Origin of the sequence: Rhodococcus sp. NPDC056516 (assembly GCF_042794655.1) — a bacterium.
Classification (GTDB): Bacteria; Actinomycetota; Actinomycetes; order Mycobacteriales; family Mycobacteriaceae; genus Rhodococcus_F.
The window spans coordinates 214,698-235,764 of record NZ_JBHTTG010000001.1; the positions used below are offsets into that span (position 1 = coordinate 214,698).

The 21,067-nt window shown below is 61.7% G+C and carries 19 protein-coding genes; 7 read left to right on the top strand and 12 right to left on the bottom strand.

The window, feature by feature from the left end; genetic code table 11:
- Positions 1–27 precede the first annotated feature (27 nt).
- The 3 genes from ACFQ6Y_RS00965 to lanKC form a co-directional block, all read right to left on the bottom strand.
- The gene (locus tag ACFQ6Y_RS00965) at positions 28–1,266 is read right to left on the bottom strand and encodes a DUF222 domain-containing protein (protein WP_378627914.1); all 1,239 of its coding nucleotides are present in this window, start codon (positions 1,264–1,266) and stop codon (positions 28–30) included.
- Between the two features lie 62 nt (positions 1,267–1,328).
- Positions 1,329–2,321 carry a hypothetical protein gene (locus tag ACFQ6Y_RS00970; protein ID WP_378627917.1) on the bottom strand — a complete coding sequence of 331 codons (993 nt, stop codon included), beginning with the start codon at positions 2,319–2,321 and terminating at the stop codon, positions 1,329–1,331.
- Positions 2,322–2,742: 421 nt separating this feature from the next.
- The gene (lanKC, locus tag ACFQ6Y_RS00975; RefSeq protein ID WP_378627920.1) at positions 2,743–5,325 is read right to left on the bottom strand and encodes a class III lanthionine synthetase LanKC; all 2,583 of its coding nucleotides are present in this window, start codon (positions 5,323–5,325) and stop codon (positions 2,743–2,745) included.
- Positions 5,326–5,696: 371 nt separating this feature from the next.
- On the opposite strand from lanKC, the gene ACFQ6Y_RS00980 reads away from it, so the two are divergent.
- Genes ACFQ6Y_RS00980 through ACFQ6Y_RS00990 form a run of 3 tightly spaced genes read left to right on the top strand, consistent with a single transcriptional unit; the run spans position 5,697 to position 8,320 of the window.
- On the top strand, positions 5,697–6,890 hold the full coding sequence (locus ACFQ6Y_RS00980) for a thiolase family protein (protein WP_378530624.1): 1,194 nt from the start codon (positions 5,697–5,699) through the stop codon (positions 6,888–6,890).
- Positions 6,891–6,918: 28 nt separating this feature from the next.
- Positions 6,919–7,680 (top strand): 3-hydroxyacyl-CoA dehydrogenase, encoded by a 762-nt coding sequence (locus tag ACFQ6Y_RS00985; protein ID WP_003942978.1) that lies wholly within the window; start codon positions 6,919–6,921, stop codon positions 7,678–7,680.
- A 13-nt stretch (positions 7,681–7,693) separates the two neighbouring features.
- Positions 7,694–8,320: a TetR/AcrR family transcriptional regulator gene (locus ACFQ6Y_RS00990; RefSeq protein WP_378541772.1), complete on the top strand. Its 627-nt coding sequence runs from the start codon at positions 7,694–7,696 to the stop codon at positions 8,318–8,320.
- Between the two features lie 72 nt (positions 8,321–8,392).
- Here ACFQ6Y_RS00990 and ACFQ6Y_RS00995 read toward each other — a convergent pair whose 3' ends face one another.
- Together ACFQ6Y_RS00995 and ACFQ6Y_RS01000 are read right to left on the bottom strand one after the other, a co-directional pair.
- Positions 8,393–10,015: a long-chain fatty acid--CoA ligase gene (locus ACFQ6Y_RS00995; protein ID WP_366054722.1), complete on the bottom strand. Its 1,623-nt coding sequence runs from the start codon at positions 10,013–10,015 to the stop codon at positions 8,393–8,395.
- Positions 10,016–10,116: 101 nt separating this feature from the next.
- Positions 10,117–11,802, bottom strand: a complete 1,686-nt coding sequence (locus ACFQ6Y_RS01000) for a dihydroxyacetone kinase family protein (RefSeq protein WP_378627932.1) — start codon at positions 11,800–11,802, stop codon at positions 10,117–10,119.
- 54 nt (positions 11,803–11,856) lie between these two features.
- On the opposite strand from ACFQ6Y_RS01000, the gene ACFQ6Y_RS01005 reads away from it, so the two are divergent.
- The gene (locus ACFQ6Y_RS01005) at positions 11,857–12,720 is read left to right on the top strand and encodes a patatin-like phospholipase family protein (protein WP_378627935.1); all 864 of its coding nucleotides are present in this window, start codon (positions 11,857–11,859) and stop codon (positions 12,718–12,720) included.
- Positions 12,717–13,571 (top strand): LLM class flavin-dependent oxidoreductase, encoded by an 855-nt coding sequence (locus ACFQ6Y_RS01010; protein WP_378627937.1) that lies wholly within the window; start codon positions 12,717–12,719, stop codon positions 13,569–13,571. Before ACFQ6Y_RS01005 ends, ACFQ6Y_RS01010 begins: the two co-directional genes overlap by 4 nt.
- Before the next feature lies 1 nt (position 13,572).
- On the opposite strand, the gene ACFQ6Y_RS01015 is transcribed toward ACFQ6Y_RS01010, so the two are convergent.
- Positions 13,573–14,583, bottom strand: coding sequence for a threonine aldolase family protein (locus ACFQ6Y_RS01015; RefSeq protein WP_378627940.1), 1,011 nt, complete (start codon positions 14,581–14,583; stop codon positions 13,573–13,575).
- Positions 14,584–14,918: 335 nt separating this feature from the next.
- Here ACFQ6Y_RS01015 and ACFQ6Y_RS01020 point away from each other — a divergent pair, with 335 nt between their 5' ends.
- Complete coding sequence (locus ACFQ6Y_RS01020; RefSeq protein ID WP_378627944.1) at positions 14,919–15,455, top strand: HNH endonuclease; 537 nt, start codon at positions 14,919–14,921, stop codon at positions 15,453–15,455.
- A gap of 19 nt (positions 15,456–15,474) precedes the next feature.
- Positions 15,475–15,732, top strand: a complete 258-nt coding sequence (locus ACFQ6Y_RS01025; protein ID WP_378530640.1) for a WhiB family transcriptional regulator — start codon at positions 15,475–15,477, stop codon at positions 15,730–15,732.
- Between the two features lie 4 nt (positions 15,733–15,736).
- On the opposite strand, the gene ACFQ6Y_RS01030 is transcribed toward ACFQ6Y_RS01025, so the two are convergent.
- The 6 genes from ACFQ6Y_RS01030 to ACFQ6Y_RS01055 all read right to left on the bottom strand — a co-directional run bounded on the left by ACFQ6Y_RS01030 (position 15,737) and on the right by ACFQ6Y_RS01055 (position 21,027).
- Positions 15,737–17,158, bottom strand: coding sequence for a DUF2252 domain-containing protein (locus ACFQ6Y_RS01030; RefSeq protein ID WP_378627948.1), 1,422 nt, complete (start codon positions 17,156–17,158; stop codon positions 15,737–15,739).
- An 80-nt stretch (positions 17,159–17,238) separates the two neighbouring features.
- Positions 17,239–17,562 carry a DUF6292 family protein gene (locus ACFQ6Y_RS01035; RefSeq protein ID WP_283306201.1) on the bottom strand — a complete coding sequence of 108 codons (324 nt, stop codon included), beginning with the start codon at positions 17,560–17,562 and terminating at the stop codon, positions 17,239–17,241.
- Between the two features lie 69 nt (positions 17,563–17,631).
- Positions 17,632–18,912: an NAD(P)/FAD-dependent oxidoreductase gene (locus tag ACFQ6Y_RS01040; RefSeq protein ID WP_378627951.1), complete on the bottom strand. Its 1,281-nt coding sequence runs from the start codon at positions 18,910–18,912 to the stop codon at positions 17,632–17,634.
- Positions 18,913–18,959: 47 nt separating this feature from the next.
- Complete coding sequence (locus tag ACFQ6Y_RS01045) at positions 18,960–19,442, bottom strand: acyl-CoA thioesterase (protein ID WP_372472416.1); 483 nt, start codon at positions 19,440–19,442, stop codon at positions 18,960–18,962.
- Between the two features lie 125 nt (positions 19,443–19,567).
- Positions 19,568–20,371 carry a class I SAM-dependent methyltransferase gene (locus ACFQ6Y_RS01050; RefSeq protein ID WP_378627954.1) on the bottom strand — a complete coding sequence of 268 codons (804 nt, stop codon included), beginning with the start codon at positions 20,369–20,371 and terminating at the stop codon, positions 19,568–19,570.
- Positions 20,368–21,027: a FadR/GntR family transcriptional regulator gene (locus ACFQ6Y_RS01055; RefSeq protein WP_378627957.1), complete on the bottom strand. Its 660-nt coding sequence runs from the start codon at positions 21,025–21,027 to the stop codon at positions 20,368–20,370. The genes ACFQ6Y_RS01050 and ACFQ6Y_RS01055 overlap by 4 nt, the downstream gene beginning before the upstream one ends.
- Between the last annotated feature and the right edge of the window lie 40 nt (positions 21,028–21,067).

The following is a 21,067-nucleotide window of genomic DNA, read 5'->3' on the forward strand; positions in this document are numbered from 1 at the left end:
GGTGCTGATGTGTTCGATTGTCGCGATTCACGCCGCTGTCGGTGGGCTGTTCCCGCCGATCGGCTGTTGATGCGGATCGATCGACATCGGTGGATAGAACACTGTTTTTCGGTCGGGGCCGATCTCGACCCGCCATTCGGTGTGGTGCATCGTCCGATGATGATGACCGCACAACAAGATCAGGTTGTCGAGATCTGTTGGGCCACCATCGTTCCAGTGAACGATATGATGGGCATCGCACCACCCTGATGGAGTTCCGCACCTCGGAAACGCGCACCCACCATCACGGACGGCCAACGCCCGCCGTTGGGATACTGTCGCGGTTCTCGCTTCCTTACCGCAGTCGAGCGGAACACCGTTCTCATCCAACAGAATCCGGGTGACCGTGCAGTCGCAGGCCAACATTCGGGCGGTGTCGATGCTGATCGGTCCCACCCAATCCGTCCACGCGAACCCCAGTTCCTGAGTCGACGGCAGTAGATCCTTCAGCGCCTGCATATCCGTCATGTCTTTCGCGCTGGCCGTGACAGTGATGTGCGGTTTCACTCCGCCCTCGATCGGACCCAACCCCGCCCGCTCGTACCGCCGCAACAGTTCACAGAACCCATCCGCCCGTCGTAACGCCGGAGTACGCGTGTCCTTCACGCCGTCCTTCTCCGGCGTCGGCGCCGACAAACTCGACAACAACGTGATCAAACGCGCCCCGTTGACCGCATCCAAATCGCCTTTCACGCTGACCCGCCCGTACAAACCTTTCGAGGCATAGAACTCATTACGCTCCGAATCCTCACCCACAGGAACACCGTCCTCACGTTTGCCGAACTGCTTCTCGATCCGCCGGATCGCCGCCCGCACCGCATCACAATCCGCAATGTTCTTCGACGCCAGGTCAAGCAGAATCCGGCGGGCCTTGTCCACATCCGCCGGCGTCATGTTCTTCGGCGGATGCTGACAAAACGACGCCACCTGACGAGCCTTCAACGCATCCACGTCACCCCGGTGAAACGCATCCGCGACAACAGGTTCGAGCAACAACAACCGCGCCAGACTGACCAGCAGACTGCACTCACCGATCTCCAGATTCGTCGAACCATGCAACCACTGCGCGATCGCCCGAAAACCCTTCCCGACCACAGTCTCCCGGGAAAACATCTCCACGATCAACAGCACCATCCGCGATTGCAACTCGTGCCGGACACGCACCAGATCGAGAACCTCACTCTTGAGGCCCTCGCCATCCAGTTGCCACGCTTCTCGACTGTCCATGCCGAAAGTTTAATCGAACAAAGTTTCGAACACAGGGGAATGTGGATCGAAACTTGCTGCTATCAAATCGATTTCGACATTTCAGACATTCGCTTATGGGCGGGTCGCCGACGTAGTCCACGTGCGCCGACGAGTGCGAGCGCCACCATCAACCCGGAGCACAACAGCATCACGGCAGTCTCGATGAACTGAAATTGCCAGTACCGGCTCTGCGGGTGATAGACCACGGCATAGTGATCGATTCCCTGTTCTCGAAGGCAGTCGTCGATCTCGCGGTCTCGCTGCTTTTGATCGGAAGTATCCGAGCCCCTGCACACTGAGTAGTCGGCGTCGATCATGTTGCTGTCCATATCGGCGAAGCCGGCACCGATGACCCACCTCGAGTCGAGATTTTGGTACGGAGACGGTGCGTATTCTGCGGCACGTGCCCGTCCGTCGATGGGTTGGACTTCGATGTCGGGAGCCGTGTAATGCTCGCGGACCATTGCGCTCAACGCGACGGGCACGATCAAGAACACGAGAAGGGTCGTGACCATCGCGACGACGGTGTTGCGTACGAGCAATGCGGCCGCGCTGCCGGTGACCATGGCGACAAAGGTGTAGGCGCCGAGGACGATTCCCGTCGTGTGAAAATTGGGGAACTCCATCAACGAGAACGAGGTCATTTCATCTGTTGCGGTTGCTCCCCGGCCCAGCGAATGGGTCCAGCCGAGCACCAGGCCCAGGACTGCCAGCCCCAGGGTGATGGGAACGAAGACCACCAGGACCCGCAAGAAATACCATCGAACAAGGCTGGTGGACTCGAGAAAATCGAGGTTTTCGGGGCCTTGCTCGAAGTCTCGGGCGAATGTGGTGACGCCGACCAGCATTCCTGAGGCGAAGGGAAGCAGGAGTGCGACAAGCGTCGTCAAGGTGAGAGCGGTGTCGGCGCGGCAACCGCCACCTCCGTCGTACCAGCGTGAGCAGATTTCTCCGAAAACCCAACTCTCGCCTGAACGCTGAACGAACCACCCTGAAATTGCGACGGTCAGGATCAGGAGAAATATTACCGCCATTGACCATACGATCTGCCCTCGGCATTGCCGCCAGGTCGCGTAAATCATCGGCGTATGCGGCTCGGTGAAGTGTGGATCCGTCTCATGATCAAACAATACTGTTCGTTTGGTGATATGCACTGATTCCGAAAGCCGATACCCCGGACCTGCTCCGAGGTATCGGCCTGAGGTCAGAGGCAGAAGAAACTGAGCGAACTGATTGCCGCGTTCTGCTCGAGTTGGCCGGCATCTCCGACGTTGCCGGCGGCGACTGACAGATCCTGGAGGGAGAGAATAGCGTCCATTGTCATTTCCTTTGTTGATCGGCATCTTAACCGATGGATTTGATCGATCGAATATTCTTGCGGTGCTGATTTCATTTCAGGTTTTTGGCCTGATACTTCTGTGCTCCAATCTTCCGGGGGTGATTTCTTCCGAACAATTAGGAGATGTGGCAGTTCGACGCGCACATCAGTGGAAACGACTGTCGGGCAGTTGACGATCCGGCATGTCGGAGCAATGCCAGTATTCCTGCAGATCCGGTTGCCCAATCTGTCGACAGTCTCAGGTTTTGCTCGCCTGGAAAGTGCAGGCTTCCTTGGTGATTGACGGAGTGAAGGCCTAGAAGTCCCAACTGTTGGACCAATGCGCTTTCGCAATCGGAGTCGGCATAGGGGGTCTTGGAGAGCTCGACCAGAAAGAGAATCAATCCAGCTCGACCGTTGACCAGCCCCGCTTGGGCAGTGAATTCTACTGTGGCGGCGCGGGATATCGCACGCACCGCAGTTGCGTAACGCGGTTCGTCGACATGGCGCAGAAGTTGTAGAAGTACCAGGCCCACACCGACCGATCCCGATCCGAGATACGGCATTGTCCGGCGCTCCTCTCGCAGCTGCATCGACCCGTCAGGGCACATCGACATCACCGACAGATCGATGTCGACGAGCTGGCGTGCGTGTTCCAGCGATCGAGGATCACCGCTCAGTTCGTAGTGGCGAGTCCAGAACAGCGCTTGTCCGCTCGGTCCCCGCATCAGCCCACCTCGGCCGGTCACTGCCCAAGACGCCTCGTCGGTGTTGCGGACATGCGCGCGAGCAGCTGAAATTCGTTCGCGCAGAGTCTCGGTCACGACAGCGAGAGTGGGTGACGCAGTCGGTCGTGAAGCCGATTCCTCGAGTAGGAGGCAACCGATTCCGGAAAGGCCGCTGAAAAGGCTGGAGTCGATGTCGTCGAGTGGGGCTCGACGCAAAGTCTCGACCCATCTGTCGGCAGTCGAGTGTCGTCCTAGTTGCCGAAAGGTATGCACCGCACCTGCGAGTCCGTCGAAGAATCCGAACTGTGGCTGCGTATCCGAATCAATTTGGTGTTCAGTCCATTCCAGAACTGACTCCAAGGTATCGGTGGGAAGATCATCAGCGAGCAGGTTTCCACACGAGCCGTGCGCAATGCCGTAGCCGTTCACCTCGAACTGGGCGATGTCCCCGGGAAAGAGTCGATCAGAGCGGGAAAGATCGAGAGAGGCGAGCATGCCGCAGCGCAATCGAGCCTCCGTACGTTGCCGAGATTCCCTCCGCGACGTGTCCCATCGCTGCGGGCGATTCTCCGGCTCCGGCGCGTGTACGTCGAGCATCGAATGGAGCGAGGCACCGAAGGCTCGCGGTAGACCGAATCGAGACACCGCGTAGTCGATGAGTTCGGGAATCTTGTTGCGATCGAGAGGGAACAATGTAGTAAGTGGGACAAAGAGTCCCAGCTCGATGCATCCCAACGAGTATCGATCCGCCGCGATTCCTGTCAACTGTCGAGGTGCTGTGTATCCGGGGGCCCCGGTGGACCGGGGCGGATGCTCGTCGATGTTGTGGGCCATCTCGAAGTCGATGATCCGAATACCGGACGTTGAGCACATGACGTTACCGGGATGAAGGTCGGCATGAACGATTCCAGCGTTGTGGAAGCTCTCGACTGCGGTAGTCAATTGTTGTGCAATGTCGAGTGCCCAGGTTCTGTATTCCGTTCGGGAACCGAGTGTCTGGTCCGCGCGTATCAGCGGGTAGCGGAGTGCAACTTCCTGATTCAGGGGAGTGCCGGGAGCGCGCTCGGTGACAAGGAAGTGATGTCCCTCGCGCTCGAACAAGCTGATCGCAGAAGGTGGGTACGGGTTGTCGGCCAGGTGAGTCAATTTGTCGTACTCGTTACGGATCCGGTCGATTGCGTACCGGCCGTTGGCGTCCGGGGCGGTAAAGGGACGGCCTTCTTTGATGACCAGATTGACGCCGTTGCTGTCGAACGCAGAGTAGATTCCTCCACTGTTGCTGAAGTGCAGGGCTTCTCGAATCGAGAAGGGGAACTCACCTGGTGATTTGAGTTTGTCTTGTTGCGCACGAACAAAGTCAGGGATTTGTACCCAGTCGGGAGTCCTGAAGGAAGTGCCGCGCAGATCTGGTTCGAGCGATCCGTCAGGACGCCGAATTGCCGGGACACGATCGCCGAACGAATCGTAGGTCTGCATGGGCAGGTACGCGCCGTATCGTAGGTAGAGCGGTCCACGGTTCCAGCGCACATCGCTGAGGATGTAGGGTCCGTCGGCACCCGCGACAAGCCCGTCCAGTTCGGTGATGACACGTTGTGTGGCAACACCATCCGGCGGATAGATCGTGATGAATTTTCCGCTGGAAGTTCGATTGGCCTGCTTGCTGTTGGACAACATGAGGTCTGTCGCCGTCCGAAGAAATTTGAACGGCACCAGATTGTGGCCGCAATACGCGGAAACGGTATCGAGCAGTTCCTGTGCATTGGCTTGGGTAGCGGAGCAGTGGATCTTCCATCCCTGTTCGGGCAGCGGATTTTCAGGCGGTTGGAAGTAGTTCCACGGTCCGCTTTGGGGGCCGCGCCGCCAGAGTGACCACTCCACCGACTTTGCGGGGACAAAGTGCTGGTCAGCCGGTGTCTCAGGTCGAGTGGCAGTTCTGATTCGGTCGTAGAAATGCGAGTCGGCACGTGTGAATGCAACGTATCGCAGGTCCACGCTCAACCTCCCGGTCAGTCCCCCTGCTGTTTGTCATCGATTGGTGCCACGTCCCGAATCCCCATGTGGCTTGGATTGCTTGTGGCGGAAGGTTATCCGATTCCAGACATTTCGGGCGAAGATTGAAAACCTATCATTCGAAAGTACTAACGGTTGGCTGAGGCCCGGCGAGGTTACTGATCGTGTGAACCGTCGTTGGTGAGCATCTGCTTCGAAGCCCGGCAACTCCTCTTGACGTGCGGGTCGCGTCGATGGTAATCCTTTAGCGAGCGCTAAGTCAGGGTGCTCCCTCGATCTCGGTCCGGCGCTCGGCGCCACGAAACTCGGGTGCCGGACCGCCCCAGCAGTACACGTCCTCGAAGGGAACGAAGATGACCAAGGCAGTGATCGTCGATGTAGTCCGGATCGCATCAGGCAAGGGCAAGCCGGGCGGAGCACTGTCCGGGACGCACCCTGTCGAACTGATGGCCCATGTTCTTCGTTCCATCGTCGATCGAAACGGCCTGGACCCCGCCCTGGTGGACGACGTTATCGGCGGTTGCGTCGGACAGGCCGGTGAGCAGGCTCTCAACATCACCCGCAGCGCGGTCCTCTCGGCCGGATTCCCCGAGTCGGTACCCGCCACCACGATCGATCGCCAGTGCGGATCAAGTCAGCAGGCTGCGCACTTTGCCGCGCAGGGCGTGATCGCCGGTGCATACGACATCGTGATCGCGGCAGGCGTCGAGTCGATGAGTCGTGTCCCGATGGGCACTACGACGATGGGGAAGGACGCTTCCGGTCCGGGCGTCGCGGCTCGCTACCCCGAAGGCCTGGTCAATCAGGGCATCTCCGCGGAGTTGATCGCCGCGAAGTGGAAGTTCGACCGCGAGGCTCTCGACGCATTCGCTGCGCAGTCCCACCAGCGGGCAGCGGAGGCAGCGGCGAAGGGGCTCTTCGACAAGGAGATCCTGCCGATCTCGGTGATCGACGCCGCCGGTGAGACGGTCTCGCACACCGTCGACGAGACGGTTCGCGCGTCCACTACCGCCGAGGGCCTCGCCGGCTTGAAGCCGTCGTTCTACTCGGAGAAGTACGCGCAGCGTTTCCCTGAGGCACAGTGGTCGATCACTCCCGGTAACTCGTCGCCGCTCACCGACGGCGCATCCGCGGCACTGATCATGAGCGAAGAAATGGCGTCGAAGTTGGGGCTGACCCCGCGAGCACGCTTCCATTCCTTCTCCGTCGCGGGCGACGACCCGATCTTCATGCTCACCGCGCCCATCCCGGCGACCCACAAGGTGCTCGCTCGCGCCGGCCTGAGCATCGACGACATCGACACGTACGAGGTCAACGAGGCGTTTGCTCCCGTGCCGCTCGCCTGGGCTCACGAGTTCGGTGCCGACCCGGCAAAGCTCAATCCGTGGGGCGGCGCCATTGCTCTCGGCCACGCCCTGGGGTCCTCGGGTACACGCCTGCTGACCACGATGGTCAACCACCTCGAGGCCACCGGCGGACGCTACGGTCTGCAGACCATGTGCGAGGGCGCCGGCATGGCCAACGCCACCATCATCGAACGCATCTGAAACACATAACCTTTCGAAAGGAACTCTCATGATCGTCAACGACAGCGTCGCCGTCGTCACCGGTGGAGCATCCGGCCTCGGCCTGGCCACCACCAAAGCCCTTCTTGCCGACGGCGCCAGCGTCGTCATCATCGACCTGCCGTCGTCGAACGGTGAAGCCATCGCCAAGGAACTCGGCGACCGGGTCCGCTTCGCGGCCGCAGATGTCACCGACGAGGCCGCGGTCACCGCTGCACTCGACGTGGCCGAGTCCCTCGGACCCCTGCGCGTGGCAGTCAACTGCGCCGGAATCGGCAACGCAGTCAAGACGGTCAGCAAGAAGGGTGCCTTCCCGCTCGACGCTTTCAAGAAGGTCATCGACGTCAACCTGATCGGCACCTTCAACGTCCTTCGTCTTGCTGCGGAGCGTATTTCGAAGACCGAACCCATCGACGGTGAACGCGGCGTCATCATCAACACCGCCTCTGTCGCAGCGTACGACGGCCAGATCGGGCAGGCTGCGTACTCCGCGTCGAAGGGCGGCGTCGTCGGTATGACGCTCCCGATCGCCCGCGACCTCGCGTCGCTGCTGATCCGCGTCAACACCATTGCACCCGGCCTGTTCAAGACCCCGTTGCTGGCCGGACTGCCCGAAGCGGCCCAGGCGTCGTTGGGTCAGCAGGTGCCTCACCCCTCACGCCTGGGTGATCCCAGCGAGTACGGCGCTCTTGCTGCGCACATCGTCTCCAACCCCATGCTCAACGGTGAGACGATCCGCCTCGACGGCGCAATCCGTATGGCACCGCGTTAATTTCGGGTATTTCATGGCTGGTGAGGTGGAGTCTGTGAATTCGGTGGCAGTGGACTGGAGGTCCTTCCCGCCGCTGGTGATGACCGACATCCTGACGGCTTCGCTCGAGCTGTTCGACGAGAACGGTTACCACGGTACGACGGTGCGACAGATTGCAAATCGCGTCGGGGTAACCGTTCCCGCGCTCTACTATCACCACGCGAACAAGGAGGCGGTTCTGGTCGCTTTGTTCGAGATCTCGATGAGCGAACTGAATACCAGAACCGAAGCGGCAGAAGCGGAGGCCGGTGAGAATCCGGTACGACGCTTTGCCTTGGTGGTGGAGGCGATTGTTCTCTACATGACCCACCGGTCGCGGCATGCAGCATTGGACACCGAGATCCGGCATGTCTCACCGGAAAGCCGAAGCCGATACGCCGCCAGCCGTAAACGGCTCGAGTTGCTGATGCGCAGGATCGTCGACGACGGTGTTGCGTCAGGTGATTTTTCGGTCACCGATACCGAGGAGACCGTCCGGGCAATACTCGGTATGGCACAGTCACTGCCGCGTTGGTTCCAGACCGGCGGTCCGATGTCACCGTCGCAATTGGCGCAGAAGTACGTCGACATCGCTTTTCATACGGTCGGGTATCGACCGTAGGGTGTCTCGTCCGTAAACGAAGGCGGGCAACAGGTCGAAAACCTGTTGCCCGCCTTCAGTATTTGATACGTGTCAGAGTCGCGTGACTTCGAGTCCGCCCTCGTGGTAGTCGGCCCGCAAGCGCTTCTTGTCGAACTTGCCGACGCTCGTCTTCGGGACTTCCTGGACCACAGCCCAGTTCTCGGGCAGCTGCCACTTGGCAACCTTGTCCGAAAGATACTGTTGCAGTTCGGACATGGTGGTTTCGGAACCAGCGCGAAGAACAACCGCAACCAACGGGCGCTCGTCCCACTTCTCGTCCGGCACGCCGATGACGGCAGCTTCGGTGACGTCGGGGTGGCCCATGACGGCGTTCTCGAGGTCGACCGAGGAGATCCATTCGCCGCCGGACTTGATGATGTCCTTGGAGCGGTCGGACAGGCTCAGGAAGCCGTCGGCCGTGATGGATCCGACGTCGCCGGTCTTGAGCCAGCCGTCGTTGAACTTGTCTTCCGCGTCGACGCCGTAGTACGACCCGGTGATCCAAGGGCCACGCACTTCGAGTTCTCCGACGGAAACTCCGTCGTGTGCAACAACTTTGCCGTCGTCGTCGATGAGACGTGCCTCGACAGATGCCGGGAATCGACCCTGCGAGTAGCGGTACTTCCACATCGCGTCGCCGGTGACACCGGCCGGCGGGCGGGCAACGGATCCGAGCGGGGAAGTTTCGGTCATGCCCCAGGCGTGCAGGACGGACACGTTGTGATCGGCTTCGAATGCGTGCATGAGGGCGGGCGGTACCGCGGAGCCACCGATCAGAACTTCACGCATCGAGGAGATGTCCTGAGGGTTCTGCTCGAGGTAGAGGTGCAGGCCCTGCCAGATGGTGGGTACGGCTGCGGCGAACGTCGGTTTCTCGCTGGCGATGATCGCCGCCAACGGGGCAGGCTGGAGGAAGCGGTCGGGCATGATCAGCGAGGCGCCGATCATGAACGCGGCGTAGGGAAGTCCCCAGGACATGGCGTGGAACTGGGGCACCACGGCGAGCGCACGATCGCCCTGGGCGAGGTTGGGGCCGTCGCTCATGCAGACCTGCATGGAGTGCAGGTAGATCGAACGGTGGGAGTAGACGACGCCCTTGGGGTCACCCGTGGTGCCGGATGTGTAACACATTGCAGCAGCGCTGAGTTCGTCGACCTCGGGCCAGTCGAACTCGGTGGGCTGATCGGCGATCAAGCCCTCGTAGGTGTGAACCTGCACGCCTTCGGGAGCTTCGAGTCCCGCAGTGGAGGAGCCGGTGACGATGATGTGCTTGACGGTCGTCAGCGACGGAAGCTGCGGAGAGAGAAGCGGAATCAGGGACGGGTCGACGATGATCACGCGGTCCTCGGCGTGATTGGCGACGTGGATCAACTGCTCGGGGAACAGACGAATGTTCAGCGTGTGGAGAACAGCGCCCATCGAGGGGATCGCCAGGTACGCCTCGAGGTGCTCGGAGTTGTTCCACATGAACGTGGCGACTCGCTCGTCGCCCTCGACGCCGAGCCCACGCAGGGCGTGCGCGAGCTGTGCGCAGCGCTTGCCGACGTCAGCGTAGGACACACGGCGCGGGCCGGACTCGGTCCACGTGACAACCTCGGAGGCGCCGTGAACGGAGGCGCCGTGGCGGAGAAGTTGAGCAATGGAGAGGGGGGCGTCTTGCATGGTGCTCAGCATGGGCTGCTCCTGTGTGGTGTGTGAGACCGGTGCTTTTGCCCACGGGTCGTCACAAACGATGTGCTGTGGCTGCCAGATTAGTCACAGCCCCGAAGTGCTCGCTAGTGCCCCACTGCACTGGCGAAGAACCACGCTATGAGCAGCGCTCCCGGATCGACCACTCCGCGAGCGGCTTCGCCCACATAACTTGCACGTCCGCGGTTTGCGAGCATGGTTTCGGTCGACTCCGCCCCGGCCGCTGCGGCTTCCGCTGCGCTCGCCAGCGCAGCATCTCGATCGGCGTCCGAGATCACGGATTGCTCCAACGACTCGACCGCCGGAACTATCGCGTCGACCATCGTCTTGTCGCCGACGCGTGCGCCGCCGAGCGAGGTGATGTTGTCGAGCCCCGCCCGCGCTGCAGCCGCGATCGCCCCGAGGTCGAGTTCGGAGTCCACCGAGTCTGCGGCAACGCGGAAGAAATGCCTGAACCAGATGCCGAACAAAGCGCCGGAGGTACCGCCGGCGTGGCCGAGGTAGGCCTGTGAGACCGCATCGAATATCGTTGCAGTGGAATAGGTGTCACGGATCGCCGAGATGTCGAGCTGATCCAGCGCGGCCACCATGTTGGTCCCGAAATCACCGTCACCCGCTCGTCTGTCGAGATCGGTGAGGGCCGGTTCCTGCTCCAGTACCTTCTCGGCCCAGTCCGCAATCCAGCCGCCGACGAAGCTGCTTTCGGCAGTGCGTGAGATGTCGGGTGTGAATGTGGGACCGAAAGATTCGCGCTTGCCCATGCCGGTGTACTCACGCGCCATAGCATTCGGCCAGGCGGGCGCTTTTGTTGGTGCGTCCCATAATTCGAGGATTTCTTTGTCTGTGCGAACAAGAGTGATGGACGCGCCTGCCATGTTCAATGCAGTGACAAAAGTTCCGATCAATGTCCGCTCGATGTGAATTCCCTGTTCGTCCAGATAATCTCCGAGTTCGGCGAACAGTAGTTGCAACTCCAGCGGGTGGGTGGCGCCGAGACCGTTGACGACGGCGATGACGCGGTCACCTTCGGCGAGACTCAGGGACTTGATGATCGGGTCCGTCAGCCGCCGCACCAATTCCGGTGCGGGCAGGGCGTCCACGCGTTCTGTGCCGCGTTCGCCGTGGATGCCGATACCGAGTTCCATCTGACCCGCCGGCAAGTCGAACGACGGCTCGTCAGCCCCCGGCAAAGTGCACGGGTGAAGAGCGACGGCCATGCTTCGTGCGGAGTGCGCGACGTGTTGTCCGATCCGGGTCACCTCGGCCAGGTCGTCACCGCGGGCGGCGGATGCGCCGCACACCTTCTCCACCACGATGGTTGCCGCAGTACCGCGTCGCCCCGGGCCGCTGCCGTCTGCGCGTTCGGTCGCGACGTCGTCGTCGACCAGAACGACGTCCGTATCGATCTTGTCCTCGCGTAGCAACTCTCGGGCGATACCGAAGTTCATCACGTCGCCGGTGTAGTTCTTCACGATGTGAAGGACGCCGCCGCCGGCGTCGGCAGCCTGGGATCCCTCGTGGATCTGAAGTGCATTGGGTGAGCTGAAGACCAATCCCGGGCAGACGGCCGTGAGCATTCCTTCGCCGATGAATCCGGCGTGCATGGGTTCGTGACCGGAGCCGCCGCCGGAGACGAGTGCGACCCGTCCGCGAGGAAGCGGCCTCGCGCGTGTGAGATATCCAGGGTCGGGATTCCAGGCGATGTCGTCGGTGGACGCGATCAACCCGCGGAGTGCGTCGGGAACAAATGTCTTTGCGCTGCGCATGAACATCACTTCAGAGTAGGTCTAACGTCGACTTCGGGCACGGATCACGATCGACGAGAGGTGGACGGCGTGAAATTGGGGTTGGTACTTGCCGGCGGCGGCGTTGCGGGAATCGCCTGGGAAACCGGTTTTCTGTTGGGCGTTCAGGACAAATCGCCTGACACTGCAACATCGCTGCTGACAGCGGACGTGTTGATCGGCACGTCCGCAGGTTCCACGGTGAGCGCTCAGATTGCGGGCGGTGCAACACTGCAAGAACTTTTCGACGCACAAACAGCGGAGGCGACCGGCGAAATCGATCCGAAGGTCGATGTCGAGGTACTCGGTCAGATGTTCGTCGACGCGATTGCAGGATCGCAGGACCGGGCCGAGCAGCTCCGTTTGCTCGGCGAGGCAGCGATGAGAGCCGACACCGTCGAACCCGCCGTGCGTCGTGCGGTCATCGAGGCGCGGCTGCCCAATCGGTTGTGGCCCGACCGGGAGTTGCGCATCCCGGCGATCAACGCGCAGACCGGTGAGTTGAGGGTGTTCGGCAATGCCTCCGGCGTCGACCTGATCGACGCAGTCGGAGCGAGTTGCGCTGTCCCCGGGGTGTGGCCGGTAGTCACGATCGACGGTCACCGGTACATGGACGGCGGAATGGCGAGTGGCTCGAATGTTCATCTGGCTGCCGACTGCGATGTAGTCGTGGTTCTTTCACCCGCGGCAGACCCTGCCCCTAATCTGCTGGGCGGCAGTCTACGAGAAGAAATCGATGTGTTGGCGCCCGCGCGCGTACTGCCGATCTTCGCCGACGACGCCGTCGTGGAAGCGATCGGAACGAACTCGCTCTCGCCGACAACCAGGCGCCCGGCAGCTGAACTCGGCCGTGAACAGGGCCGGCGAACAGCCGACGAGATCGCCGCTTTTCTGGTGACGGCATGAGTACCGCACGGATTGCTGTCGTCCTGCGCCCGGAACAGCCCCCGGAGGACCTGGTCAGCCATGCGAGGTATGCCGACGAGTGCGGTATCGGTGAGGTCTGGCTGTGGGAAGACTGCTTCTTCGGCGGAGGAATAGCCACTGCTGCAGCTGTATTGGCTGCAAGTGAGCGTCTGGGAGTAGCGATCGGCGTGCTGCCGACCCCGATGCGCAACACCGCGATCACGGCGATGGAGATTTCGGCGCTGGCCAGAGTTCATCCGGATCGACTGCGGGTTGGCTTCGGTCACGGCGTTCAGAGTTGGATGCGGCAGATCGGGGCCAAAGCCGAATCGCCGTTGACTCTCCTGCGGGAGCAGTTCGGAGCAGTCGAGCGGCTACTTTGCGGTGAGTCGGTGACGGTGTCCGGTCGATACGTGAATCTCACGGACGTCACGCTGGCGTGGCCACCGGAGAAGGTGCCGCAGTTGCTCGTCGGTGCGACGGGGCCAAAGACTTTGGCGCTCAGTGGCGAGTTGGCGCAGGGCACTGTGCTCTCAGGTGGGACGACCCCGGACGGCGTGCGTCGGGCGATCGCTCACATCGGGGCGTCGGATCACGAGGTTGTCGTTTATGTCATCTGTGCTTTCGGTTCCGGCGGTCGTGAGCGCGCCCTTGCCGAGGCCGCAGCGTCCGGTAGCGAGTCGCCGGAGGATGCGATTGTCGCGGGCACCGCGTCCGAAGTCGCGGCAGCAGCACGGCGATGGGCGGCAGCAGGTGCTACCACCGTGGTACTACAACCGACTGTTGACGAGCCGGATGTCCGCGAGTTCATTCGCTTTGTCGCGCAGGAGGTTCAACCCCTGGTGGCGTAGCTCAGAAGGTTACTCTGGACAAAACCGCGTCGATGTCGGCAGTGCTCACGTCGCGATGTGTCACGAACCGAACCTTCCCGGCAACAGTGACCGCGCCGACGTCGACAGCGGCGAGCTGTGCAACGGTGGCCGACGGATCGGGTGTTGCGGCGAGAACGATGTTGGTGGCGGGTTCGTCGACAGCCCAACCGCGTTCACGAAGCCCCGATGCGAGGCGCTGCGCGTTGTCGTGATCGTCGGAGAGGCGAGCTTGTGAGCGCAGCGCGACGATGCCGGCTGCGGCCAGCACTCCGCCCTGGCGAACACCGCCGCCGAGCATCTTGCGGATCCTTCGGGCTTCTGTGATCAATTCGGGTGATGTGGCGAGTATCGAGCCGACCGGCGCACCGAGTCCCTTGCTCAGGCATACCTGAACGGTATCGGCGCCGGAAGTCAATTCGGTGGGTGAAACATCGAGTGCAGCAGCGGCATTCCAGAGACGGGCGCCGTCGAGGTGAATCTTCAAGCCACGTGATCGCGCCGCGTCGACCAGCGTCGTCCACTCGGTCGGATTCATGACGGCACCGCCGGCGAAGTTGTGAGTGTTTTCGAGACAGAGCAGCGTGGTGTTCAACGTGAAATACGGGCCGGGGGAGCCTGCCGCCTTCACGACGGTCTCGGGGCTGGGACGCCCGGGTCCGCCGTCGTGAGGCAAGGCCATCGGCATTCCCTGGGCGAGCCAGGCGGCGGTGCCCAATTCGGAACCCAGGACGTGAGAGTGCTCCGGTGCCAGGAACTGATCGCCGCGGCGAAGGTGCAGCATCAGCGCAATCAGGTTGCCCATCGATCCGCTCGGCACCCACAGTGCGGCTGTGAACCCCAGAGTGTGCGCCACTTCTTCCTCGAGCGCCGCCATGGTCGGGTCGTGATCGAGGACGTCGTCACCGACCTCTGCGTCGGCCATTGCCTTGCGCATCTCCGCGTCAGGCTTGGTGACGGTGTCCGAGCGAAGGTCGATGTACGACGAAGTCATGGCTCATTCGATCAAGCCGCGTGTTCCGGCGTCAAACCGCGGTATTTCCAGGACGGCTCTTCCGGACTGATAAATCGATATCGCTGAGGATGCCTTCCGTGTGATGATGGGCGCCGGCAATCGCCGGTGAAGAGAACAAGAAGTGGAAGGGGACAGGCATGCGCGACTGGAAGCAAGCGTTGCACCTGCGCGGGCACTCACCCCGCGGCATTTCCCATCCCGCATTCGGGGAACAGAGTGGCGCTGAATACATGCCGTTCCCCAATTCTTGCACTTGCTCCTGACCCGCCTTCGTGTCCAGGAGTTTCACTCCTCGACACGAACTGAGAACTCTCATGCGGAACCCGACCCGCGCACCCGCCGCCTCTCACAGTTGGATGAACCGGTCCGTCCACGTACTCAACGCCACGTACGAGTACCTCGGTGAAGTGAGCGCCGATCGGGCGGTCGTCCTGATCGCCACCGGCTCCGCGCAGTCCATCGAAGACGTGATCCCGGTATTTCCGGTGCGCTCCAAGCACATCGAGATCCCACTGCCTCGGACGATTCTGCTCGCCGAGTACGTGTACGTTACTCACCGGGTGACGGTCACCGATTCCAGTCGAGCCACTTTTGCCGGTGTTTTCGACCGGGACGGTCGTCAATGTGCGTACTGCGCCGCCCGGGCGACAACCATCGACCACGTCCAGCCTCGAAGCCGTAACGGCCCGAACACGTGGGGAAATCTGGTGGCGTGCTGCAGTTCCTGTAATCAGCGCAAGGCGGATCGCACACCGGCTGAGGCCGGTATGCGGCTGCTGTGGGAACCAAAGGCACCTCGGCGCATCGAGAAAGTGCAGCAGAAGATCTGGCGTGAATTGAGTCGGACGTGACGGCCGAAGGGAGCAAGTGATGTACGCAGACGAGATCTCGAATCTGGCTGAGCTTCTGCCGATTTCGGACGACCGGGTGTGGTGGCAGGCGGAATGCAGAGGGGACCCCGAGCCGGACCGCTGGTTCCCTTTTCCGTCCGAGGGGTATTCCTACGCGACCGACGTGTGCAGCAGGTGCCCGATTGCGGATTCATGTCGTGAATTCGCCTCTGCCACTGGCCAGACCGGAATCTGGGGTGGAGTGAAATTCGAGCAGGGCAGGATCGTCGCGGCGTGAGGGATCAGATTCCCGGCTCCGCGGCGATCGTGCCCGCTGATACCGCCCGACACAGGGCGTCGTGGTCACGTTCGGTCTGATCGGCGTAAAGCCGAGCAAACCGGGTGAGGGCGGTATCGACCGCGTCCGAGGTTCCCAGGTAACCGGAAATCAGTGACGCGCCACTGGTTCGGGCGTGTCCCTTCGCCAGGAGGCGACCGCAGATCGCGACATAGTCGGTCAACGCTGCTGCGTCGATATTGTTCAGGTCCACAGAACCTTTCATGTTCCGGAACTGACGGACGTAGTACTGGCGGTCGTCGACGGTGCACCAACCGAGCAGTGGATCGCTGACCGTCTGGAGTGCTTGCTGGTATTCCGCGACGCGTCGTCCTTGGTGGTCGTGCCAGGCCGAGTCGCCGTGGACGAAGGGTGCAACTACGGATCTGCGAGCCTGTTTGAGCTGCAAGAAGATGACGTCGTCCGGGATGCTCCCTTCGCACAGAGCGACATAGGCTCGCAGGGCGACGCTTCCGACTCCGACGACTCGGTGCGCCACGTCGATGACGTTGTAACCCGAGACAACTCGACGCCAGTGTGGTGCAAGGGTTTCGAGATACTCGTCGAGACCCTCCAGGAGGAAGTCGGTGTCCTGTCGGGTGAGTCGTGTTGTGAGCGGGGGATTCTCGAGTAGCTGGCGTCGGCCGTGGTCCTCGACGGTGAACCGGGGAACCGCGTGATCGCTCGTACGCCGTCGTGCCCGCTCCGCGGCGCGGCGGATCTCGGCCAGCAATCCGGGATCGGTGACGTGATCGGTGAGTCCGTCTAGATCGACCCGGTCGAATGAACGATCGAACAGTGGACGCTCGGACAGCTTTGCCAGGTGGAGGCGATACGCGGACACACACGAGGTTGTTGCTGTCTCGCACTGAGCTTCGGTGAGGCCGTTCTGCCGACCGGCCACCCAGATGCTCGCGGCCAGCCTTCTCAAATCCCATTCCCAGGGGCCTGGATGTGCTTCGTCGAAATCGTTGAGGTCTATGACAAGTTCGCGTTCCGGGGATCCGTAGAACCCGAAGTTTCCGACGTGTGCATCTCCGCAGATGACGGGTGTGATGCCGGTGGACGGGAGCTGCGCCATGTCCTCGGCCATCAATCCGGCAGTACCACGCAGGAATCCGTAAGGCGAAGCGACCATGCGTCCCACACGGATCGGAACCAACCAGTCGAGTCGTCCCTCGTGTGCTGTGTTGACTTGATCGACCGGGTCACGTCGGTTGAGTGGTGGCGTCCAATCGCCGAGCGACGATCGTGCCACTCGCTTGCGCAGGCCTTTCCCGATCTTGCGACGCTCGCTGCGGGGTGTCTGACGCGCCCGCAAAGTCGCCCTGCCGTCCGGTTCGTTCTCGAGAGCCAACTGACCGGCAGGCCTGCTCAGCGCGTCCATGTCGGGCTCTCTTTCGTCGGGCGTGCGAAACTCGCGCTCGATCTTATGCCCGCTGGACTGAGCGCCGCGCGACGAGTTCCTTAACTACCCGCCTGTGCAATCAACTCGACGGCGCGGTCGGCGCACAGTTCCGGATCCGGCATTCTCCCGATACCGAGGCATTCGACAACGGCGAACGACGTATCCGGTGTGGTTTCCACACCGAGAGCCCACCCGAAGTAGTGATTCCAGGCGAGCACCGCTCGGTGGCCGCTGTGTTGCGGAATTTCGCTACCCAGCACGATCACCGCGTCGAACGCGGGACCGTCGCACCAGATCACCGATTCGGCGAAGGTGGAGCTGGCGACAGCGACTACGTACCTGTGACAAGTCGATTCACTCGGAATGGCGATGTGTGCACGCATGGTCGCTCCTCCGGCTCGGTTGCGATCGGAGGGTTCCCCATTGCCGGTGCCGAAAAAACGCTTGGCAGATTACGTCCCGGCCACAGATCCACGACGCAGACGGTGCCTGAGATGTTTTTGTGCTGCCCGAACGACCGAGCGAGCCGAGAGATACTGCTCGGCAGGTATCAACCGGGAACCGAACAAGTAGAACCTTTGGGCTTCGCCTTGGTCATGGGTGGCCGCGGAGATGAGCAGACGTTCGAATACGGTGAACTTTCGCCCACCGGCGTAACCACTCATATAGTCGATGTGACTCGTCATACTCGCTCTGGCACTGCGGTATTCGGTCAGTGCAGCATTCATGTTGCGATGTGAATCGAGTGTGTGTGCCGTCGTCTCCGCCAGTACTTGCGCGGTGGCGTCGACCAGCATCTGCGCGGTCTCGAGTGCCCACGAGCATCCGATGCCCCACAACGGGTCGTTTGTCGCCGCGGCGTCGCCGATGAGTGCGAACCCGTTACCTACCGGTTCGGTGAGGGTTGTGGAGAAGTGTTTGGTACCAACGATCTTCCCGACGATGTGCTCGCGGCGAATCGGCGGAGCGCCGGGTAAAGCGTTGGCGTATTCGAGGAAAGCGGTAGACAGGTCGTCAGTGAACGAATCAAGTTTGTCGAGGGCGGGGAAGACGACCAGCACGCTGATCCCGCCGTCGTTGGGGAGCAGATAGGCGACGTCGGGATCCATGAACCACGACAGTGAAGATTCTCCGTCGAGTCGTTCGAGTCCGGAGAGTTGGGCGAAGTAGCTGAAGCGACCGTTTGTCACGGTCTCCGAGTCGCATCGCGCGGATCGTGCGACTGTCGAATCCTTGCCGTCCGCTCCGACGGTCAAGTTCGCTTCGAGAGTGAAGGCCGAGCCCTGTGCGGTTCCGTACACGCCGGCCGTGGTGCCGTTCTTGGTCAGCAGCCCGGAAACGCGATGTCCGAGAAGAAGGTCGACGTTCGGGTAGTCGTTCGCGAGTTGCCGCAGGAGCGGGTCGAGCGTCTCCCTTCGGACATTGAATCCCGGTGGCGACGAGGCGTCGGTGGCGTCAGGGGTGATCCATCCCCACGGAGTCCAGAACTTCGGAACGGTTTGCACCATTCCCAGGGCGAGCAGTTTTTCCGTGGCGCCGAGCCTTTGCAGGATCGGGGCGCCGCACGGTTGTAGATGGTGAGTGCACAGGACCTTGTGGGCTCGGGCGTCGGAGCGGGCGTCGAGAAGCGCTGTTCGCAGACCTTGCTGGGCGTACATGATTGCGGCGGCGCATCCAGCAATGCTTGCGCCGACAATCACGACGTCATATTTGTCTTGCGCTTTCGAAGTCACACCGGTCAGTTTAATGCATAAGATTATAACTTAAATGCTTGCAATATTCAGTCATCGTGTTCGGGCGTTAGGTCCCGAACTGCGGCCCGGATGGACTGTTCCCGCAGTTCGTTCTCCCTTCGCAGCTCACGGCGCCGACGCCCGGCCTCGAACCGTTGCCTCGCGATTGTTCCGGTCGGTCGGAGTTGGGGTACCTCAGCGGGTTTTCCGTCGCTGCCCATTGCCACCATCGTGAAGTAACAACTGTTGGTATGTCGAGATTTTCCGAGAAGGATGTCTTCGGTTTCGACGCGTATTCCGATTTCCATCGACGTGCGCCCGGTGTAATTGACGGAAGCGGTGAAGGTGACAAGTTCACCGACGTGCACCGGCTCGCGAAACACCACACGATCCACGGACAGGGTCACGACGTACGTCTGGGCGTATCGACTCGCGCACGCGTAGGCAACCTGGTCGAGGAACTTCAGAATCGTTCCGCCGTGAACGTTGCCCGAGAAATTGGACATGTCCGGCGTCATGAGGACGGTCATGGACAAGGTTTGTTTCGATGCTTGCTGCGACGCTTGCTTCAATTCGGGCAGGGAGTTCGATTCGGACATCGAGCGGGCCTCTTCGGGTCGGTGGACGGTGAAGAGACCGTATCCGGCCCCACGGGTTACCCGCGCGTTCGAAGGGGCGCGGTCCTAGGGTTCGGGACAGTCCCGACGTGCAGGACGTATTCACTGGTGGCGACGGGTCCGGTTGCGCTCGACCTGAGATAGGGCGCAAGCGTCGAGCGCAGGTGAGCGGACATCGAAGCCCAGCTTCCTGTTTCTCTGACTGCCTCGCGAAAATTCTGCAATGCCGGTGCCTGGTCGCACAGTTCCTCTATGGGATCCGACCCGGCTGATAGTTGCCACTCGAGCACATGAGAGGACGAGCTCACCGACTCCAATCCAGCTGCTGCCTTCTCGAATTCGCTCGAGCGCGCCCACGTCGTCGGTAGCGGTGTGATGCCTTTCCATGCTGAGGCTGCTTCTCTGCGGAGTGCTACTGCCCACCCGTTCTCCGACCACGTTGCGACGCAGATCTTTCCGCCTGGCCTGGTCACCCGCATCATTTCTGCGAGAGCGATCGCGGGATCGGGACAGAAGATGATCCCGAAGATGCTGACGCAGGCGTCGGCGCTCGAATCCGGCCACGGCAAGGACTGTGCATCGCCGATCGTGAAGGTGGGTTCAGTGATGCCGGGGCGGGGAATCCAGCGTTCGCGCGCGACCTCGAGCTGGCTGGCGGAGAGGTCGAGTGCGTGGACCGTCATGCCGCCCTGGGCCGCCGGGAGCGCAAAGTTTCCGGTTCCGGCGCAGACGTCGTACACCGTGCTCACGTGTCCGATCGAGCGCAGTGCCTCCAGCGATGCCGGTGAGAGTTGTTCGGCAAGAGTCGAATACGTTGCACCGTTCCAGGTTCCCCGATTCACGACAAGCTCCTCTCGATTGCGTCGATGACCGTATCGAGCGCTGCGCCTGCCGCGCGTGCTGCTTCGTCGGGGTTCCGTTCCTCGATAGCTGCGATCAAGGGTCGATGCTCGCCGACGTGGAATCCCGGACCGATGCTCACAGCGGACAGTGAATCCGATACGGCGGCGAGGACTCCCCGATAGACGTCGATCAGTGCGGAGTTATGCGAAGCCTCGACGATCGAAAGGTGCAGGGCCATAACGGCTTCGGTCGTGCCGGAGCTGCCGGCGTGATCGGGGTGTGCGTTCCACGCCGCGTGGATCCGTGCGAGGTCTTCGGGGGTGCGGCGCTGCGCTGCGAGCCGTGCGGCTTCGACCTCGAGTCCGCGTCGCAAGCTCAGTACGTCGAGAACGTCGCCTCTGGCGAGTCTGCGCCCGAGTAGTCCTTCGACCGGCGACGCCGCCGTCACGTACACGCCGCCGCCGTGGCGAACGGACAGAACTCCGGCATGTGCAAGCGCCCGTACCGCCTCGCGCATGGTGTTTCGGGCGACTCCCAATTCATCGACCAGTGCGGTCTCCGGTGGGAGTTTTGATCCGACGGGCCATAGTCCGGAGGCGATGGCCTCCTCGATCGTCGCGGCGACAGTGTCTACCTTGCGTCCGGAATCGGACATGTATGCAACCTTGGGTAAGTGGGTCAATGACTTGTCCGAG